Raw genomic sequence first — 16550 nt, 5'->3', positions numbered from 1 at the left:
TTTACAAGCCCCTCTTATTTTATTAAGAGGGGCTTTTTATTAATAATGATTATCCTCTACATCTGTTCGCACAACAGAATACATTAATGCATCGTGTTGTTTATTTCCTTGATGAATGTATCCGCGTAACAGTCCTTCCTTTTGAAAACCTAATTTAGATAACATATTACACGAAGTTATATTTTCAGGATATGTAATAGCTCCAATTCTAAATAAACCTAAATCTCGAAATCCATAAGTAATAATTTCTCGAGCAGCTTCTGAAGCATAACCATTCCCCCAATAACGAGGATGTAAATCATATCCAATCTCAGATCGTTTACTCCAAAGTTGTAAATTATTTAATCCAATTGTTCCTACTAAAGTATTTGTTTCTTTTAATACAATCCCCCAACGTATCGCCTTTTTCTCAAAGTAATTTTTCGAAAAAGATTCAATCATACGTGAAGCTTGTCCAAACTCAGTAAAAGAATTCATACCGTAATAACACGTTACCTCATCTAATGAGAATATTTCATATATTTTTTGACAATAAGATTGTTCTATTTCAACTAAGCGCAAGCGTTCTGTTTCTAACATAGGAAATGCCATAGGATCACTCCTTTCTCTCTACTCATTTATTATAGCAGAAAAAGTATTTATAATTAGGAAAGTCCTCAATGTCCCACAAATCAAATATTTCTAGCGATGCTTATCCTCTTAATAATATATAACTTCGTTGTATTTATTAATTTACCCTCTAAAAACCAACCCTAATTTATACCGTATCATGTTAAAATATAGAAAAACAGTAAATACTTCCTACGGAGGTACTTAAACTTTATGTATATTTTCATTGGTCTATCCCTCTTGCTCATTTTACTCATTTTTTTATTCGCAAAAAAATTTACACCAAACTCATTCATGATGACTAGTTTTAAAGGAAATAGCTTTAAGACGTTTTCAGTTGGTATATTAACCGCTGCCACACTCTCTCTTTCATACGGAATTTATCACGCAGCAACATATCAACCTAGATATTTAGATATTGAATTGCAAAATCAAAATTTTACTGTTTTCGGTAATGTTGGTGAATTTGGTTATTTCTCAGAAGAATTACTAAAAAAAGATGCAGAAGTTGAACTGTATTTTGCCTCTTGGGAAACAATACAATTAAGTAATCCAGAAATAGTAGTAGCCTACCCTTCAGGAAAACAGGAAACATGGAAACCTAATATAACAATAATAGCTACAAATAAATTACAAGAAGAACATGATATTAAAGAACTTTATCAACTCTCACCGTACTCCTTTAAAGAATCTGGAGAAATAACATTAACTATTAAAAATAATAAAGCTAATTATAAAAAGATTTCAATTAATGTGAAGTAACTACAAATAAAATGTCCCTCCATTATGTTGGAGGGACATTTTATTTACATATGTATTCAATATTATTATTTTGATTGTTCATTCAATGTCGCAATTATTTCATTGGCAGTATTCTTTCCGTTTCCAATACAAGCACCAATTCCGACACCGTAATATGAAGCTCCAGCTAAGTATACATTTGGATAAAGAGCCGTTAATTTTTCATTTAATGATTGCACCGCTTGATTATGTTCCAAATGATATTTCGGCATTAAATCTTTCCAATTTGTAACTTCAATTACTTCTGGTTCACCTTGAATTCCAAGGCTTTTTTCAATATCATATAAAGCTACTCGTACCAATTCCTCTTCACTATAACTTTTGATCGTTTCATATACTGGATTAGTGCTCTTATAAAACATTCTTACTAATAGCTTTTGTTTACCCGATGTATGTTTCCACTTCCTGCTTGTCCATGTGCAAGCATCACAATGTAAATCACTGTTTTCCGTTACGATAAAACCTGTTCCGTCAGCCGGTAGTTGTTCATCTAGTATGTCAAAACCTAAGTAAATACTTATAAGCGATGAATTTTTAAATTTATTAAAATTCTCGTTTAATTCATTAGACCGCAATAAAGTTTGTGCGATATCATGCGGGGCCGCTAAAACGACAGAATCAGCTTGTATTGTCTCATGATTTGCAAAAGAAATCTCATATTGATCACCTTTTTTACTTACAGCAGTCGTTACAACACCTTTTTTAATGACAGTCTCAGTCAGCACTTCTTCTAAGCGATTAATAATCGTAGATAGTCCACTTTTAAATGATACAAATTTTTTATTTCCTGCTGATTGAAATTGTTTTTTATTCTCCTCAAAACCTTTAATAATACTTCCATATTTATTTTTATAATCCACTAAATACGGTAATGTAGATGCCATAGTAAGCTCATTCAATTTGCCAGAATATACACCTGAAAGTACAGGCGCAATTTGTCTTTCCACTAACTCTTTCCCTAAAAAGCTTTCTAAAAATACAGCAAGTGATGTATCCTTTGTAAACTCTTTATTTTTCGTAATAAAATCTTTTAAAGCAACGATTTTCCCTTTTTTTGAGACTAGTGTACTGCTAAATAATGATTCAACACTCATAGGAATCCCAAATATAGTGTCAGCAGGAATTGGATGTAATATGTTATCAGAGTATATGTAAGAAATACCTGTTTCGTTATACACCATTTCATTTTCTAAACTCAAATCTTTTACAAGCGGCAAAACATGTTCATTACGAGCAACGATAGAATCTGCTCCAGATTCCATAATAAAATCATTTTTTTCCACACTGTGGATTTTACCACCTAAATACTCTTCTTTCTCAATAAGGATTAAATTCAAATCTATATTATAATCCTTCGTTAATTTTTCTAAATAAAACATAGTAGAAAGTCCAGTAATACCTCCACCGATGACAACGACTGTTTTCATATTTGCTGCGCTCCTAACCGATACAATTAATAAATCCTATTTTATTATACCCAAAATCCCTCATATTCGACTAGCGGCTTGCGCATTCTGTAAGAAATTAGACAATATATATGAATATATTTTTGGTTGATCATTATGCACTAAATGATTTGCAAACGGAATAACGGCAATATGTATATTATTGTTTAATTGTTTAAAAGTTGTAGCGGCTGTAACTTCATCTTCTGAATCTCCCCCGACAATACACAGTGTAGGTATTTGAAGATTAGCTACATCACCCGTTTCATGAAATGGGTACCAATCCTTAACTTGCCACGATTCAAGCAATCCTTTCCAATCACTTTTTACATGAATTTGATTCATATAAGTTACAACTTCTTCATTTTCCATCAACTGTTGATGACACTTCGCTTCATATTCCTGAGATTCTTCCCAATTATCTCGCTCAACAGGAAAGATACCTGAAAAAGTTAATGTCCTCACTTTATCTGGATATTTTTTTGCAAATAATAAAGCGGCTAATCCCCCTAGTGAAACACCCGCTATATGACAACTATTAATTCGCAAATGTTCTAGCGTATCATTTATATCATCAGCAGAGCAAAGAAAATAATTATCTAATGTACCTCCTGATTCGCCATGTCCTCTTAAATCAGGACGAATTACTTTAAAATGCTTTTCTATAAAAAATTCTACCTGCTCTTCAAACTCTACTAAACCTGTCATTCCACCAGAATGTAAAAGCACGATTGGTTCCCCTTCGCCTGAGATGTGCGTATGTAAAATCATTTATTCCCCTCCTATTATAATGAATATTCTGTTTATTGATTGTATATCGAGTACATTTCTATTACTAAATAACAAAGAACTATAACATATTCAAACCACGTCATAGTTCTTTCTATTTTAAAAACATAAACCAGTTTATTAATTTGTCAATTTCTTGGCTGAGCTCTATTACTTTTTCATGTTGAAGTCCATAATTTGAGACTAGATTCAATAATTCTTCTTTTTTCAATTCAATTACTTTTTCTAACTTTACTAATTCCATGTCGTCTTTATTCGCTCCAATTTCAAAATATATGTATTTTAGTATAGCCTACTTACATAATAAGTAAAAGTAAAATACGCATGTAAAACCTTACAAATATAAAAATAATATACAATCAACAAAGAAATTTTAAATTTTGCCCCTTTATACAGATCATTGACTTCATTACGTATTAATAACAAATCGGAATTGTTCTAAGGTTATATCTTTATATTCCGGAGCTCTCTTTATATGATCAAAATAACTATATGAGAATTTGAAAACATGTCCAAAATCCCAATCAAATTCACTATAGTCTTTTAGCCAAAATTGATTTTCAGTTGGTAATACGTGAGCACGTTTAGATTCAATTAAAGGTAAATGATCTATAGGAGAATGTAGATTTATTTCAGTATTCAGCATAAGTTTTTTACTAGCACGCAGTACGTATACTAGTTTTAAAAGTGGACGTATTCCTCTTTGAAATATATATTTATATCCTAAATCATACATTATATTAATTGCGTGGGAAAAAGTAAGCATATGGCCAATTAAATCATGATGTGATTCTGCTCTATAAATAATCTTAAACTCCGATAGTTCATTTAAAATAAACTTAGATAATTGTTTTGGATTTCTTAATTCACTTTGTATCTCGTCATATATACTTAATTTTTTAACTTCTTTCGTCGTAAAACCAATCCACGATCTACCGGGAATTGTTTTTTGAAATGATAATATAAGGTCAGTTATCCCTTCTATTGCTTGATTATCGCCCCATTTTTGTAGCTCTTTCATAGCTAATAAACTTAATGCCGCATAAATAACGTTATGCCCCACCCAATGAAGTTCATCAATTGTATTTTCCAATGATTTTATTATCATTTTTTCGGCACTTTGAAAATCAATTTCTTCTTTACCATCGATGATTTCATCTAATTTTTGCTTGTTCAGCATCATTTTTGTATGAGAATGCATATTACGAGCTATCTCTTCTTCAATATTATTATCTTTCATGAAAAAATAACTAGCAATTGCAGCTCCCCCGTAATGTGCATGCCAAATATCATTTGTTTGTTTTTTGCATTGAGAAATAATTGAAAGGCCGCCTTTTAAAACACTTTTACCTTCCATTTTCTATCCCCCATTATAAAACTCACTTTATACTCATCCTAAAGATGGCGTTAATACAAATAAAATGTGATTCGATTCATCACTTTTATTCAAAAATCGATGCTTCACGTTTGGCGGGATACGCACAACATCACCTTCTTCTAAAAAATATTCTTTTCCTTCTAATTCCACATACACTTCCCCTTTCATGATAACCGCAATCTCTTCCTTATCTTCATGTGAGTAGTGACTTTCCGTTGTGTTTGCTTTTTTATTTAAATCCATCATCAACATTTCAATACGTGCTTTCATAAAATCAGGTGTTAATACATCATATACAATGTGATCATTATTTTCCCGATATACTTTTTTTCGATCTTTTTTCTTAGAAATGAGTGAATCTGTATCAATCTCATTAATAAAAAGTGTAAATAGCGGTACATTTAATGCTTTCGCAATTAATTCCAATACACTTAAAGAAGGGTTCGCATATCCTCGTTCAATTTGACTAATTAGTGAAGTACTAATTCCTGCATAATCAGCAAATTCACGTATTGTCATATTATTTTTCTTACGATAACTTAATACAGTTTGTCCGAGTCTATCATGTATCATAGTAAAAACTTCCTTTCGTCCATCATATTGCATGTTTCGTTGCCTTTGTGCTGACATACTAAACAAAGGCAACTAATCCTTTCCTATCGTCTCAGGGTCTTATATACTTACCTTTGTACATTATATCGTATTAAGTTTATTATAATAAACATTCTATCGGAGGGACAGACTTTGAAATCACCTATTCTTTCATATTTCATCTTATTTTTCGGTGTATTCGCCTTATCAACTTCAGCAATTTTTGTGAAATTGGCAGATGCTCCTGCGGCAATCATTGCTTTTTATCGATTATTATTTGCTACAGTAATTCTGTTACCGTTATTACTATTTAATAAAAGGAATCGAAACGAACTAAAAACATTATCGAAAAAACAATGGGGATTCGGATTTCTATCCGGGCTATTTTTAGCTGCACATTATGTACTATGGTTTGAATCCTTACAATATACTTCCGTAGCAAGTTCTACAGTTATCGTAACGTTACAACCTTTATTTTCAATGATTGGTGGTTACTTTTTATTTAAAGAGAGATTTACGAAAGGAGCGGTTATCGGTTGCCTCATTGCCATTTCAGGAAGTATCGTCATTGGTTGGCAAGATTTCCAAATTAGTGGCGACGCTTTATACGGAGATATTTTAGCATTTATGGCGGCCGGAATTATTACAGCTTACTTTTTCATTAGTCAACACATTCGTAAAGATTTATCTCTTATACCATATTCGGTAATTAGTTATGGAAGTAGTGCATGCTTTCTCGGTATATTTGCTTATATGCAGCAACAATCTTTCATCCATTACTCTACGCAAACTTGGTTGTGTTTTATTGGCTTAGCGTTTGTTGCAACGATTTTAGGGCAAACAATTTTTAATTGGTTATTAAAATGGATGAGTGCTACTGTTATCTCGATGAGTATTTTAGGAGAAACAATTGGAACTTGTATTCTAGCCTATTTTATTTTGAGTGAAAGCATTACTTTACAACAAGCACTAGGAATTTCAATTATTTTCATTGGATTAACATTATTTTTATTACAACCGAAACTACCGAATCGCAAATAACAATTAAAAAAGCATGACATTGATTTGTCATGCTTTTACATATTAATTATGTACAATTAAACCATCAGGTCTAAAACGACTCATCATAATTTCATTTATAAACTTTCCGTGAGCCTTCAAATTCCCTACCTTTACCCCTTCTACTACAAATCCGAATTTTTCATATAGATCTTTCGCTTTCGGATTCGTTTCTAAAACACCAAGTTCTACTCTCTCTAACATTAACCAATTATCAGCTAAATTAAGCATTTTTGTAAGAAGTGCTTTGCCAATACCTTTATTATGATATTCACTGTCTACCCCAATAAATAAATCGCCTGAATGAGATCTTCGTCCGGGACTTTGTGTTAAGCCAATAAAACCTACTACTTCCCCGTCATACTCTGCAACATATTCAAATTGATTTGGTGCTAAGTTTCGAATTCTATTTTCCATAGCGTCTACACGCATACTAGGTAAGAAAACCATATAAGGTAAAACCTCATCCTGTATACATATACGATGAATTGCTCTAGCATCTTGTATTTCTACTGCTCGTATATTGATTCCCATATTCGTCCCCCTCCATATAAATACCAATATATTATCTCATTCTAGAACCCTACATTAAATCCTTTCTCACCTGTATTTCTTTATGTTATTTTTACACAGCTATTTCGGTATAACACTTATTTTCCAAACATCTTATCCTAACAACCAACCGATACGCTTTAAATTTTCACCTTATTATATAACTCAAGCAAATTTTCTATTGGGATACCATTTATTTTCATACCAGTTATATCACAATTTACTATTTCAATATTTTTCAGGTTACTATTATGTATTGTACTACCTTCCAAATCACAGTTTTCAAATGAAATAGGTTCCTTCTCATCTCCAAGACTTGTATTTTGGAATTGCACTCCACCTAATGTCACCCAATTAAATTTACTACTAGAAAGATTTAAATCTGCATATGAGGACCTTCTAAAATTTATATTTCTAAACTTTGATTGACTTACATTACAATTACTCATATTCATATGCATTATATTACTACCAACAAATGCACTATTTTTTAAATTTACTTGATAATATTCTGTATTAACCAAATTACAGTTTTCGTATTGACCATTTTTCATATCTTTATTTTTAATTAGGTTCTCTCCAACTGCATCTACATTTTTTCTTTTTACATAGCAATACTCATCTTCAGATTTAAACATTATTTCATAGCCCATTTTTTTATAAAAATGATGATTATTAATTTGTCTACTAGATGTTTCGAGATCCCAAATCCTTATGTTCGGATATTCCTCTTCTATTAATTTAATAACATATGATCCAATTCCTTTTCCTTGATAAACAGGCTCTACAAAAATACGATCAATTCGACCGTACGACTTACCAGAAATCGTAACTATAATTCCCCCAATTATTTTTTCATCCATTATCACTTTGTAAGAATCCAATTCTTCGATTGAATATTTCATCATTTCAATTGAAGAATAGCCTGGTGGTTGGATGTTATAATCAATTACATCATCTTGGCCGTATAACCATCGCTTCGCTTCTTCATCAAATGTTCTTTTCATTATTTCTGTTAACTTTTCAGCATCTAAAATTGTAGCTTTTTCTATAGAAATTATTGTCATTTTGTTTTCCCCTTCATTGTTATAATCCGATTACTTGTGTGAACGATATAGTTATTAATTTACTTTTGTCTTTAATATTTTTTCCATTATTACATATGGAACATCACTTTCACTTGGGTGAAATGGCTCTAATACATCCACCCAATCCAATCTTTTATATAAAGAACGCGCTTTTTCATTGTTTATTTGTGTTGTTAAAATACTCGTTCTATTTGAAATCCCTTCTAATAATTCATTATGTAATTTCATTCCAAGACCTTCATTTTGATATTGTGGGTGAACCGCTAACTCTACAAATTCAAAACAATCTTGCAGCCACTGATCTACTTGCTCCAGATGTAATGCTTCTCTCATTAATTGATTATAGTACTGTCCCCCCATTGAGCGATAACCATAAGTAAAACCAACTACTTCATTTTCATCATTTATTGCTACTATACCTTTAAAATCTACATATTTTATATGTCTTTTCATTCTCTCAATCATTTCAGTAAAATTTGTTTTCTCAAATGCTTTACAATACAATTTTGCCATATTATTAATTAGGTTTTCATCTTTTTCAATACGTATGAATTTTACTTTACCTTCCCCCTATTAAAACATTTGAACCCTTAAATAATTATAAAATAAAGAAAATTAAAACCAATCACTCTCTTTACTATTAAACTACAAATCAACCTATATTTTCCACCATTACCTAGTATGAATGAATAAAAAGAAGAGAACATGTAATATACGTATGTTCTCTTCTTTTTATTTTAACGCTTATTCATTTTCAATTTTATATAATTAATAATTAGATATTACTTAAGCCATTCGTTACAAGTATTAGCTAGCTCCTGTAAATCCTCTATAAATTGACTCGCATGATATCCATCACAAGCCGCATGATGTACTTGCAATGAAACAGGTAGCATAACCCTGCTTCCATCATTGAAATATTTCCCACAAGTAATAATTGGTAATAAAAAATCACCATCATTATTAATATTTAAATTAAATCCTGTAAAACTAGTCCAAGGTATACCAGAAATCGGAAAAACATTTGGCGGAATATTTTCTTTCGTGAAGAAACCATGAACATTAGCATAACATCTCATATCCTCTTCATAGTTTTTATAGAAAATGTGAAAATCGCTAGAATAATCCGTCCATATACTTGAAAAAGATTTATCATCTTTATGAAAGATTGTATAACTAGGTATCATTTCCTCCCAATACCCTAAAACTCCTTCATCATTAAAACATGTTCGAAATTCTGTATGTTTATTTATCACTTTAGAAATTACATAAATAAAAGTCGGATAAAATTTAATTTCCTTTTGATGTATTTCCTCTAGCATCATCGTAATATCAACATTCGCTGTCATACTAAACGAACACTTTAATTTTAAATAATGTTCAAAATACTGCTCTCTATTCCAATTTGCTCTGTCAATTACATGAAACTTCATTTCATTAGCCTCCTAAAATTTCATTTTTATTTTAGAAGGCTAACTTTCTTGTTTTCACCACACTTGCTCACTCCTTATAGTTTAAATTTATACTCAAGTTTTTATTTAATTATATAACATTTGCAAAAATCCATTCACATATTTCTTGAAATCCATCCACATACTATTAATAAAGTGAAACTTTAATCAGTGGAGGGGCACTTCATCCCCCACTGATTATTAGTTGAACCAATCGGGCTTTTACGGGCAGTTGATCTTCTTTGTTTTCGCCGAATTTTGAGGTGGAGGTCTTACTGCCCGTTAATGCGGGATAAATCAAATGACGTTTGGAGGATTCAAACATGAATGACAAAAGTGTAAATAAAAAAGAAAATGTTATCGAAAACACTACCTCTATCCAAAATAATAATAATACTGCAAATCTTAATATCGAAGAACAAGCAATGAACGGCTTATATGGAATGCCCGAAACAACCATTGAAGATGCTGATCACGTTGTAACTGATGATTTGACTTCAAAAAATTAATGAACTACATAGAAAAGAGCCAATGAAAATATCCTTGGCTCTTCTCTATTATATATCCAATTTTTGTACTTCTTCTCTCTTTTTAGAAAGTTTCCCTGGCCAAAAAGCAAAGCGGCCTAAAACAACTGTGATTGCTGGTACAAGTAATGGTCTTACAATAAATGTATCTAGTAATACACCAATTGCAGTTACAATACCAAATTGGACAAGAACTTGAATTGGAAGTGTGCCTAACACTGCAAAAGTCCCTGCTAAAATTAAACCTGCTGATGTAATGACACTTCCTGTTTGCATTACGCCATTTTTTACAGCTTCTACATGACTTTGATTCTTTCTATTTTTCCATATTTCTGAAACCATAAAGATATTATAATCTTCACCTAAAGCAACTAAAAATACGAATGCGTATAACGGTATCGCACCTTGTATTGCTGGAGCTCCCATACCAAAATGAAGTAATATCCATCCTGCTCCTAATGCAGAGAAGAATGATAAAACAACTGTTGCTATTAAATAAATCATCGCTACAATTGATCGTAAGTAGACAAGTAATAGTAAAGCTATAATACTGATCATTACTGGAATAATAACTGCTTCATCACGTTCCGTAATTTGTTTTGTGTCATATAGTGACGCTGTTTCTCCACCAATCCACAATTGATCTTCAACATTATTAATCCCCGCATCTTTTAATACTTTTTCTACACTATTTTTCAATTTAGGGATTTGATCTAGCGCTTCAATAGAGTACGGATTTTCCGCTAAAGAAACTTCATACATTTGTATTTGTTTATTGTCTTTTCCCTCTTTTGGCTCTTTCACTGTATTTACAAAAGAAAATTTCTCAATTTCTTGTTTAATAGGAAGCTCTTTTCCTTTCGTATCAACAACAATTTTTACAGGTGCTAGTTCACCAGCCGAAAAATGATCACTAATCAACGTAAACCCTTCACGTGAAGGCATATCTTTTGGAAATGATTCTAATAGGTCATAAGTGTATTGAATGCGCGGTACGAATGAAGCTAATCCACCTAATACAAATACGGTTAACATTATAATTGTCCACGGTCTTCGTACTACAATATCTCCAAGTTTTTTACTAAATAGGCCTTTTGATTTTTTGACTTTTACTACTTTCTTTTTCCTTCTTGCAAACTCTTCATTCATCAAAGTTGTTCTCGGTATAAACGGGAAGAATGCAACTCTGCCGAAAATTAATAAAAATGCCGGAAGAATTGTTAAAGCAGCAATCCCCATTATGAATACAGCAACACTAAATGGTACTGCAAATCGATGAAAGGCACCATACTGAGCAAGTAATAATGTTCCTAATCCAAGTACAACAGTTAAGGCACTCATTATAATTGCCCCGCCAGATGCTTTAATCGCAAGTTGCAGCGCTTTATATTTACTTTCTTCTTCTAACAAGTACTCTCTATATCTCGAAATTAAAAATAAACAATAGTCCGTTCCAGCACCAAACAATAATACTGTCATGATTGATATCGCCTGGGCATCTACTTTAATCCATCCGTGATCGGCTAAAAAACCAAGTGTAGGACTAATAATACCGTATGCAAATCCCACAACAAGTAAAGGTAAAATTGCTAAAATTGGTGAACGATACAATAAAATTAATAAACCTAATACGAGTAATACGGTAGCAACTAATAATTTCACATCTGCTTGACTAAATAAACTAACTGCATCTGTTTGAATACCTACAGGTCCAGATAATCGAGCATGTAAACCAGAATCACTTATCTTTTGTTTGAATGGATCTTCTTCCACTTTACTATTCACTATTTTTCGTAACTCTTCTAAATTACCTTTTAATATATCCGTTCCAGCAGATTTATTAAAGAATACCGGTGTAACAAATGATGTACCATCCTTTGATGCGCTTTTTGATAATACTTGCTCTGGAATTGTATCAAATGGTGGTAATGTTGATTGTTCTTTTAAAGGACTGGCCTTTAATTCTTTATAAACGTCTTGTATGAGTTTATAATCCTTTGACTGTAATCCACCATCTCTATGCCATACTACTAACAACGGATTTCCTGCATTATTAGGAAATTCTTTTTTCATAAGTGCTTCAGCTTGCTGTGACATAGCTGTTTCAGGTAAATTTTTCGGATTCGGCTCTTTCTTACTATTTACTTGTGGTAACGTAAATGAAAGTACTAATGTAATAAGAATCCATACCGATAATGTTATCCATTGCGTATTCTTCCCTGCTACAAGCTTTCCTAACATATGTAACGGGTGCTTTTTCATAAAAACCCACCTTCCTTTTTCCTTCCAATATTAATTATATATACTGGTCAGTTAATTAATCAAGAATGATTAAAAATTATGTTATAATTATCTCAATAATAAATGTCAGGAGCGAATGTAGTTGGAACAAAAACAACGTCCTCTCGGAAGGCCTCGTCAAAATAAAAATACAAAATCTACAAAAGAAATCATTTTAGAAGTTGCAACTAGGTTATTTCTCACTCAAAATTATCAAGTTGTTTCGATGGATGAGGTCGCGAAAGAATGTGGTGTTACAAAAGCAACCGTCTACTATTACTATTCAACAAAAGCGGATTTATTTACCGCTACTATGATTCAAATGATGGTGCGAATAAGAGAAAATATGGATCAAATCCTCTCTACAAATAAGAATTTAGAAGAAAGATTATTGGACTTTGCTACAGTATACTTACACGCAACGATGGATATTGATATGAAGAACTTTATGAAAGATGCAAAACTATCGTTATCTGCAGAGCAATTGAAACAATTAAAAAATGCTGAAGATAGCATGTATGAAGTATTAGAAAAGGCACTCGATAATGCAATGCAAATTGGAGAAATCCCGAAAGGAAACGCTAAATTTACGGCTCATGCATTCGTATCTTTATTATCAATCGGGAATTTTAAAGATGAAAATCACAATCCTATTCTTGCAAATATAGATGAATTAGCAAAAGAAATCGTTTCGTTTTATTGGAATGGGTTAAGTCATTAAAATTAAATAGATTTCCTTTAATAAAAGAGCATGTTTGAATTTTTTTCAAACATGCTCTTTTATTATTTATTTATATACTAGTATTCAGATGATACTTTAGCACTATTTAACAAAAAAAATTTATCCTCAACTTTTACAATTTTTGAAGTTGAACATTTATATTCTCCTTACTTAATCCCCCATGGTAACAAACTACAGATTCGATATCTAGATTTAAATACTTCTCTAAAGATTGTTGTGCTTCCTTTACATTTAGTGTAGTTGGGGCATGAACTCCTCCTAACTTTCCATTCAAACTATACATAGAGTCCCCAGCGACAAGCGTTTTACTTTGTTTCAAATATAAACTTATATGACCCGGTGTGTGCCCTGGAGTATGGAGAATTAGTATCCCACCGCAATATGGAAGTTCTTGCCCATCAATCACAGTAGTACTTACTTTTCCTTTTGGTGGATTCTCTACATTTCCATCTTTCAATAAAGGTAAATCCCCCTCAATATATGGCTTATCTAGCTCATGCGCATAAACTTTAATATCGCTTACACCGTTCTCCAATAATTCAGGAAGGCTACCTATATGATCTATATCCTGATGCGTCAAAATCACGACTTTTAGCTTTTCAAATGATACCCCAATCCTCTCCATCTCTACTTGTATATCTCTAAATTGTCCAGGAAAACCAGTATCTATTAAAACTGCCATTTCATCATCCCATAAAAGAATCGGGTGAATAATATACTCTTGAAACTCAAGATATAGCATTCCTACTCCTTTAGCAATCTCCATACAGTAATTCTCCTTTATAATGAAGTTTGAAAATATGTACGATTACACCGAGAATTTAAAGCACTGCTATCTTATAATTTGTTTTGTCAGCCCAATAGAGAATGCCTGAAACCCTATAGCTTCATAGTAAGATTGCAATTTATCTACACACATTAGTTGCGGAATAACCTTGTTTTGTTCACAGTGCTGGATTAATCGTTCTACTATTTCTTTTCCAATACCAATGGACTGATATTCTGGCAATACACATACACCACAAATAACACCTGTTATTACTCCATCGGATATAACACGCCCCATCCCAATTAATTGTTGCTCTTTAAAAACATAAATTGCATACCAACTTTGTTTACACATTTGTTCCAATTCGTTAACCGTTAATTTAAGAGAATTCCATCCTAAAGATTCGTATAAGACTAATAATCCATTAAAATCTGTAGGATGTTCACTTGTGTAGCGTATACTATTTTCCATGTAATACTCCCTATTCTCTGGCTTGTTTATATTTCATAAAACTACCCTTTATAAAAAAATTCTGATCGACGTGAAAATAACTAGTACAAACTTCAATAAGAAAAATAGAATTCCTTCTCAACATAAAATAAAAAGAAGTTACCTCACCAGAGTTAACTTCTTTTATATAAGACTATCATTATATTATCAACCAAAAATCATACAGCTACATACGATAAGAACAAACAAAACTAATAAACTATTTGAGAAATAACCCACAGAATATTACCCCTTTATTTAATTATGTAATAGATTTTATCATAAAATGATTTACAACATAATAACTGAAAAAGACATTGCATTCATTAGTTATATATGTTTAGTAATATTTTATTTCCGGCCATATTCTTCTTTCCTAAAACCACTTCTAATACTCCTCTACTTTAGTTCACATAACTACAAAAACAAAAAAAAAAAGACCTCAATAAATTTATATTTAGGTCATAGATGTTAAATTTAATTTAATTAAATCAAAGACAGGAACACATTTGATATGTTCCTGCCTTTTTATTATGGGGGACCGATACATAGTCATCTAGCTAAAAATTTGAAGTACTTCAAATTTTTTTCGTTTTGGTGAACGATAAGTTTCTTAAAATGCTGGCGTTGGCGTATCGCCAGCATTTTTGAAGAAAAACACGCTAAGCAAAAATATACAATAAGCTACCCATATGGACAGCTTATTTACATAATTATCGTTCTCGGAAGTTATTTAAGTCTTTCTAGTTTTGAGATAGCTTGTTTTAATTCCTCACAAACATCTTCATTGTGTTCCTTTAGTAGTCTATTAAGTAATACAGGCAAAACTGACTTATCACCAATCTTATTTAATACATAAGCTACATATTCTCGAATTTCATCGTTTGGATCGTCAATACAAGTCAATAAAGAACTAATTAATCTTATATCCGGAAAGAATTTAGCTACTTCTGTTCCCCAGTACCTTCTACCTTCATGTTTATCTTGTATAGCTCTAATTAGGTATGGTACTACCTCATCGTTACTAAACTCACATAATACACCTGTTGCATGGTCATATACACCATAACAATCATCTAAACTAAAGGTCATCATAATAGGCTCTATGCAACTTGGATGTGGATTCTCCTCAAAATATGTAATTGCACTTGCGTATTCATCTATCATTTCTTCAGTTAAATCCTCGTCATCGGGCATAGGAGAGTATTTTTCAAGTATTTGAATGGCTTGTTCTCGATTCATAATTTTCACCTCTAATTTATTGTATACCACATTCATGCTCAATTAACATAACGCATCATTATCGGTAGCAAGGAAAAGGCAGATTCCTTGTGAGAGTGGGGATCTGCCTTTTTCTTTTTCTTTTTCTTTTTCTATGACTCTATTCATTTTTTTATACATTCCTATCCTGGTGTGGGTTTTAAGGTTTTCGTTTGTTACTGGATTAACCAAAAACTGTATAAAATCTTGCAACATAAATTGGATCACTTATCCCCGCTCTTTATCGCTCATTTATTTTAATAGCTTTCTTATTCGAAAAAAGATTTTTAAAAATTCCTACCCCTACAATTAATAGACCAATTCCAACTAATTTATTTATTTGTAATGGTACGCTCTCCATTCCAAACCATCCGAATGTATCGATACATAATGCAACGACTAATTGAGTAATAAGGCTAATTAACACCGTATACGCTGGACCTAAACTCTTTATTGCACCCATTATACAAATAATTAGTCCAATGCCAAACAATCCACTTATATAAAATAAATAATTTGCAGTATAAAAATTAATGATAATACTTTTCTCTGTAATGATATAAAATATAACAGAACTTATGAGACCTATTCCAAGAACACATGTAGTTGTTAACCACTGTCCTACATTTTCATTCACTTTCGTGTTAAAAACAGATTGTAAGCTAATTAATATTCCAGCTAATATGGCTAAACTAAATCCAATCAAAATCTTCCTCTCCC

20 protein-coding genes are annotated in these 16550 nt (G+C 31.7%); 4 read left to right on the top strand and 16 right to left on the bottom strand.

All coding sequences use genetic code 11. The features are described from left to right. Positions 1–39 precede the first annotated feature (39 nt). Complete coding sequence (locus BAU27_RS16230) at positions 40–591, bottom strand: GNAT family N-acetyltransferase (protein WP_071771456.1); 552 nt, start codon at positions 589–591, stop codon at positions 40–42. A gap of 231 nt (positions 592–822) precedes the next feature. Between BAU27_RS16230 and BAU27_RS16225 the strand changes: the two genes are divergently transcribed. Next, positions 823–1371: a hypothetical protein gene (locus tag BAU27_RS16225; protein ID WP_071771455.1), complete on the top strand. Its 549-nt coding sequence runs from the start codon at positions 823–825 to the stop codon at positions 1369–1371. Between the two features lie 65 nt (positions 1372–1436). On the opposite strand, the gene BAU27_RS16220 is transcribed toward BAU27_RS16225, so the two are convergent. The 5 genes from BAU27_RS16220 to BAU27_RS16200 form a co-directional block, all read right to left on the bottom strand. Next, the gene (locus BAU27_RS16220; protein WP_071771454.1) at positions 1437–2837 is read right to left on the bottom strand and encodes a protoporphyrinogen oxidase; all 1401 of its coding nucleotides are present in this window, start codon (positions 2835–2837) and stop codon (positions 1437–1439) included. A gap of 60 nt (positions 2838–2897) precedes the next feature. After that, positions 2898–3626 (bottom strand): alpha/beta fold hydrolase, encoded by a 729-nt coding sequence (locus tag BAU27_RS16215; protein ID WP_071745591.1) that lies wholly within the window; start codon positions 3624–3626, stop codon positions 2898–2900. A gap of 112 nt (positions 3627–3738) precedes the next feature. Further along, on the bottom strand, positions 3739–3888 hold the full coding sequence (locus BAU27_RS16210; protein WP_000424364.1) for an aspartyl-phosphate phosphatase Spo0E family protein: 150 nt from the start codon (positions 3886–3888) through the stop codon (positions 3739–3741). 165 nt (positions 3889–4053) lie between these two features. Continuing rightward, positions 4054–5001: a hypothetical protein gene (locus BAU27_RS16205; protein ID WP_071771453.1), complete on the bottom strand. Its 948-nt coding sequence runs from the start codon at positions 4999–5001 to the stop codon at positions 4054–4056. A 33-nt stretch (positions 5002–5034) separates the two neighbouring features. Next, positions 5035–5595, bottom strand: a complete 561-nt coding sequence (locus tag BAU27_RS16200; RefSeq protein WP_071745590.1) for a helix-turn-helix domain-containing protein — start codon at positions 5593–5595, stop codon at positions 5035–5037. Positions 5596–5766: 171 nt separating this feature from the next. On the opposite strand from BAU27_RS16200, the gene BAU27_RS16195 reads away from it, so the two are divergent. Continuing rightward, a complete protein-coding gene (locus BAU27_RS16195) occupies positions 5767–6654 on the top strand; it encodes a DMT family transporter (RefSeq protein ID WP_071771452.1) in 888 nt (295 codons plus the stop codon). 42 nt (positions 6655–6696) lie between these two features. On the opposite strand, the gene BAU27_RS16190 is transcribed toward BAU27_RS16195, so the two are convergent. The 4 genes from BAU27_RS16190 to catA all read right to left on the bottom strand — a co-directional run bounded on the left by BAU27_RS16190 (position 6697) and on the right by catA (position 9745). Beyond that, positions 6697–7206, bottom strand: coding sequence for a GNAT family N-acetyltransferase (locus BAU27_RS16190; RefSeq protein WP_071745588.1), 510 nt, complete (start codon positions 7204–7206; stop codon positions 6697–6699). Positions 7207–7364: 158 nt separating this feature from the next. After that, a complete protein-coding gene (locus BAU27_RS16185) occupies positions 7365–8291 on the bottom strand; it encodes a GNAT family N-acetyltransferase (RefSeq protein WP_071771451.1) in 927 nt (308 codons plus the stop codon). Positions 8292–8345: 54 nt separating this feature from the next. Continuing rightward, the gene (locus BAU27_RS16180; RefSeq protein ID WP_071771450.1) at positions 8346–8825 is read right to left on the bottom strand and encodes a GNAT family N-acetyltransferase; all 480 of its coding nucleotides are present in this window, start codon (positions 8823–8825) and stop codon (positions 8346–8348) included. A gap of 269 nt (positions 8826–9094) precedes the next feature. Continuing rightward, positions 9095–9745: a type A chloramphenicol O-acetyltransferase gene (gene catA, locus BAU27_RS16175; RefSeq protein WP_071745585.1), complete on the bottom strand. Its 651-nt coding sequence runs from the start codon at positions 9743–9745 to the stop codon at positions 9095–9097. A 341-nt stretch (positions 9746–10086) separates the two neighbouring features. On the opposite strand from catA, the gene BAU27_RS16170 reads away from it, so the two are divergent. After that, positions 10087–10272, top strand: coding sequence for a DUF4021 domain-containing protein (locus BAU27_RS16170; RefSeq protein WP_071745584.1), 186 nt, complete (start codon positions 10087–10089; stop codon positions 10270–10272). Between the two features lie 48 nt (positions 10273–10320). On the opposite strand, the gene BAU27_RS16165 is transcribed toward BAU27_RS16170, so the two are convergent. After that, on the bottom strand, positions 10321–12552 hold the full coding sequence (locus BAU27_RS16165; RefSeq protein WP_071745583.1) for an MMPL family transporter: 2232 nt from the start codon (positions 12550–12552) through the stop codon (positions 10321–10323). A 121-nt stretch (positions 12553–12673) separates the two neighbouring features. Between BAU27_RS16165 and BAU27_RS16160 the strand changes: the two genes are divergently transcribed. Continuing rightward, on the top strand, positions 12674–13291 hold the full coding sequence (locus BAU27_RS16160; protein WP_071745582.1) for a TetR/AcrR family transcriptional regulator: 618 nt from the start codon (positions 12674–12676) through the stop codon (positions 13289–13291). 133 nt (positions 13292–13424) lie between these two features. Here BAU27_RS16160 and BAU27_RS16155 read toward each other — a convergent pair whose 3' ends face one another. From BAU27_RS16155 to BAU27_RS16135, 5 genes are all read right to left on the bottom strand, one after another. Then, positions 13425–14078 (bottom strand): MBL fold metallo-hydrolase, encoded by a 654-nt coding sequence (locus BAU27_RS16155; RefSeq protein ID WP_071745581.1) that lies wholly within the window; start codon positions 14076–14078, stop codon positions 13425–13427. Between the two features lie 66 nt (positions 14079–14144). Next, complete coding sequence (locus BAU27_RS16150) at positions 14145–14552, bottom strand: GNAT family N-acetyltransferase (protein WP_071771449.1); 408 nt, start codon at positions 14550–14552, stop codon at positions 14145–14147. A gap of 747 nt (positions 14553–15299) precedes the next feature. Beyond that, positions 15300–15812 (bottom strand): HEAT repeat domain-containing protein, encoded by a 513-nt coding sequence (locus BAU27_RS16145; RefSeq protein WP_254797969.1) that lies wholly within the window; start codon positions 15810–15812, stop codon positions 15300–15302. 42 nt (positions 15813–15854) lie between these two features. Then, entirely contained in the window at positions 15855–16046 is a 192-nt protein-coding gene (locus BAU27_RS16140) for a hypothetical protein (protein WP_071771448.1), read from the bottom strand. Between the two features lie 25 nt (positions 16047–16071). Beyond that, positions 16072–16536: a DMT family transporter gene (locus BAU27_RS16135; protein WP_071745578.1), complete on the bottom strand. Its 465-nt coding sequence runs from the start codon at positions 16534–16536 to the stop codon at positions 16072–16074. Positions 16537–16550 lie beyond the last annotated feature (14 nt).

It is taken from the genome of Bacillus sp. NH11B (assembly GCF_001884205.1).
In the GTDB taxonomy this organism is placed as follows: Bacteria; Bacillota; Bacilli; order Bacillales; family Bacillaceae_G; genus Bacillus_A; species Bacillus_A proteolyticus.
This window is presented reverse-complemented; position numbering and strand designations above follow the sequence as displayed.

Bases quoted from the DNA above. Each gene is read 5' to 3' on its own strand.
- BAU27_RS16230 (WP_071771456.1), bottom strand. From the start codon at position 591: ATGGCATTTCCTATGTTAGAAACAGAACGCTTGCGCTTAGTTGAAATA.
- BAU27_RS16225 (WP_071771455.1), top strand. From the start codon at position 823: ATGTATATTTTCATTGGTCTATCCCTCTTGCTCATTTTACTCATTTTT.
- BAU27_RS16220 (WP_071771454.1), bottom strand. From the start codon at position 2,837: ATGAAAACAGTCGTTGTCATCGGTGGAGGTATTACTGGACTTTCTACT.
- BAU27_RS16215 (WP_071745591.1), bottom strand. From the start codon at position 3,626: ATGATTTTACATACGCACATCTCAGGCGAAGGGGAACCAATCGTGCTT.
- BAU27_RS16210 (WP_000424364.1), bottom strand. From the start codon at position 3,888: ATGGAATTAGTAAAGTTAGAAAAAGTAATTGAATTGAAAAAAGAAGAA.
- BAU27_RS16205 (WP_071771453.1), bottom strand. From the start codon at position 5,001: ATGGAAGGTAAAAGTGTTTTAAAAGGCGGCCTTTCAATTATTTCTCAA.
- BAU27_RS16200 (WP_071745590.1), bottom strand. From the start codon at position 5,595: ATGATACATGATAGACTCGGACAAACTGTATTAAGTTATCGTAAGAAA.
- BAU27_RS16190 (WP_071745588.1), bottom strand. From the start codon at position 7,206: ATGGGAATCAATATACGAGCAGTAGAAATACAAGATGCTAGAGCAATT.
- BAU27_RS16185 (WP_071771451.1), bottom strand. From the start codon at position 8,291: ATGACAATAATTTCTATAGAAAAAGCTACAATTTTAGATGCTGAAAAG.
- BAU27_RS16180 (WP_071771450.1), bottom strand. From the start codon at position 8,825: ATGGCAAAATTGTATTGTAAAGCATTTGAGAAAACAAATTTTACTGAA.
- catA (WP_071745585.1), bottom strand. From the start codon at position 9,745: ATGAAGTTTCATGTAATTGACAGAGCAAATTGGAATAGAGAGCAGTAT.
- BAU27_RS16170 (WP_071745584.1), top strand. From the start codon at position 10,087: ATGAATGACAAAAGTGTAAATAAAAAAGAAAATGTTATCGAAAACACT.
- BAU27_RS16165 (WP_071745583.1), bottom strand. From the start codon at position 12,552: ATGAAAAAGCACCCGTTACATATGTTAGGAAAGCTTGTAGCAGGGAAG.
- BAU27_RS16155 (WP_071745581.1), bottom strand. From the start codon at position 14,078: ATGGAGATTGCTAAAGGAGTAGGAATGCTATATCTTGAGTTTCAAGAG.
- BAU27_RS16150 (WP_071771449.1), bottom strand. From the start codon at position 14,552: ATGGAAAATAGTATACGCTACACAAGTGAACATCCTACAGATTTTAAT.
- BAU27_RS16145 (WP_254797969.1), bottom strand. From the start codon at position 15,812: ATGAATCGAGAACAAGCCATTCAAATACTTGAAAAATACTCTCCTATG.
- BAU27_RS16140 (WP_071771448.1), bottom strand. From the start codon at position 16,046: ATGTTGCAAGATTTTATACAGTTTTTGGTTAATCCAGTAACAAACGAA.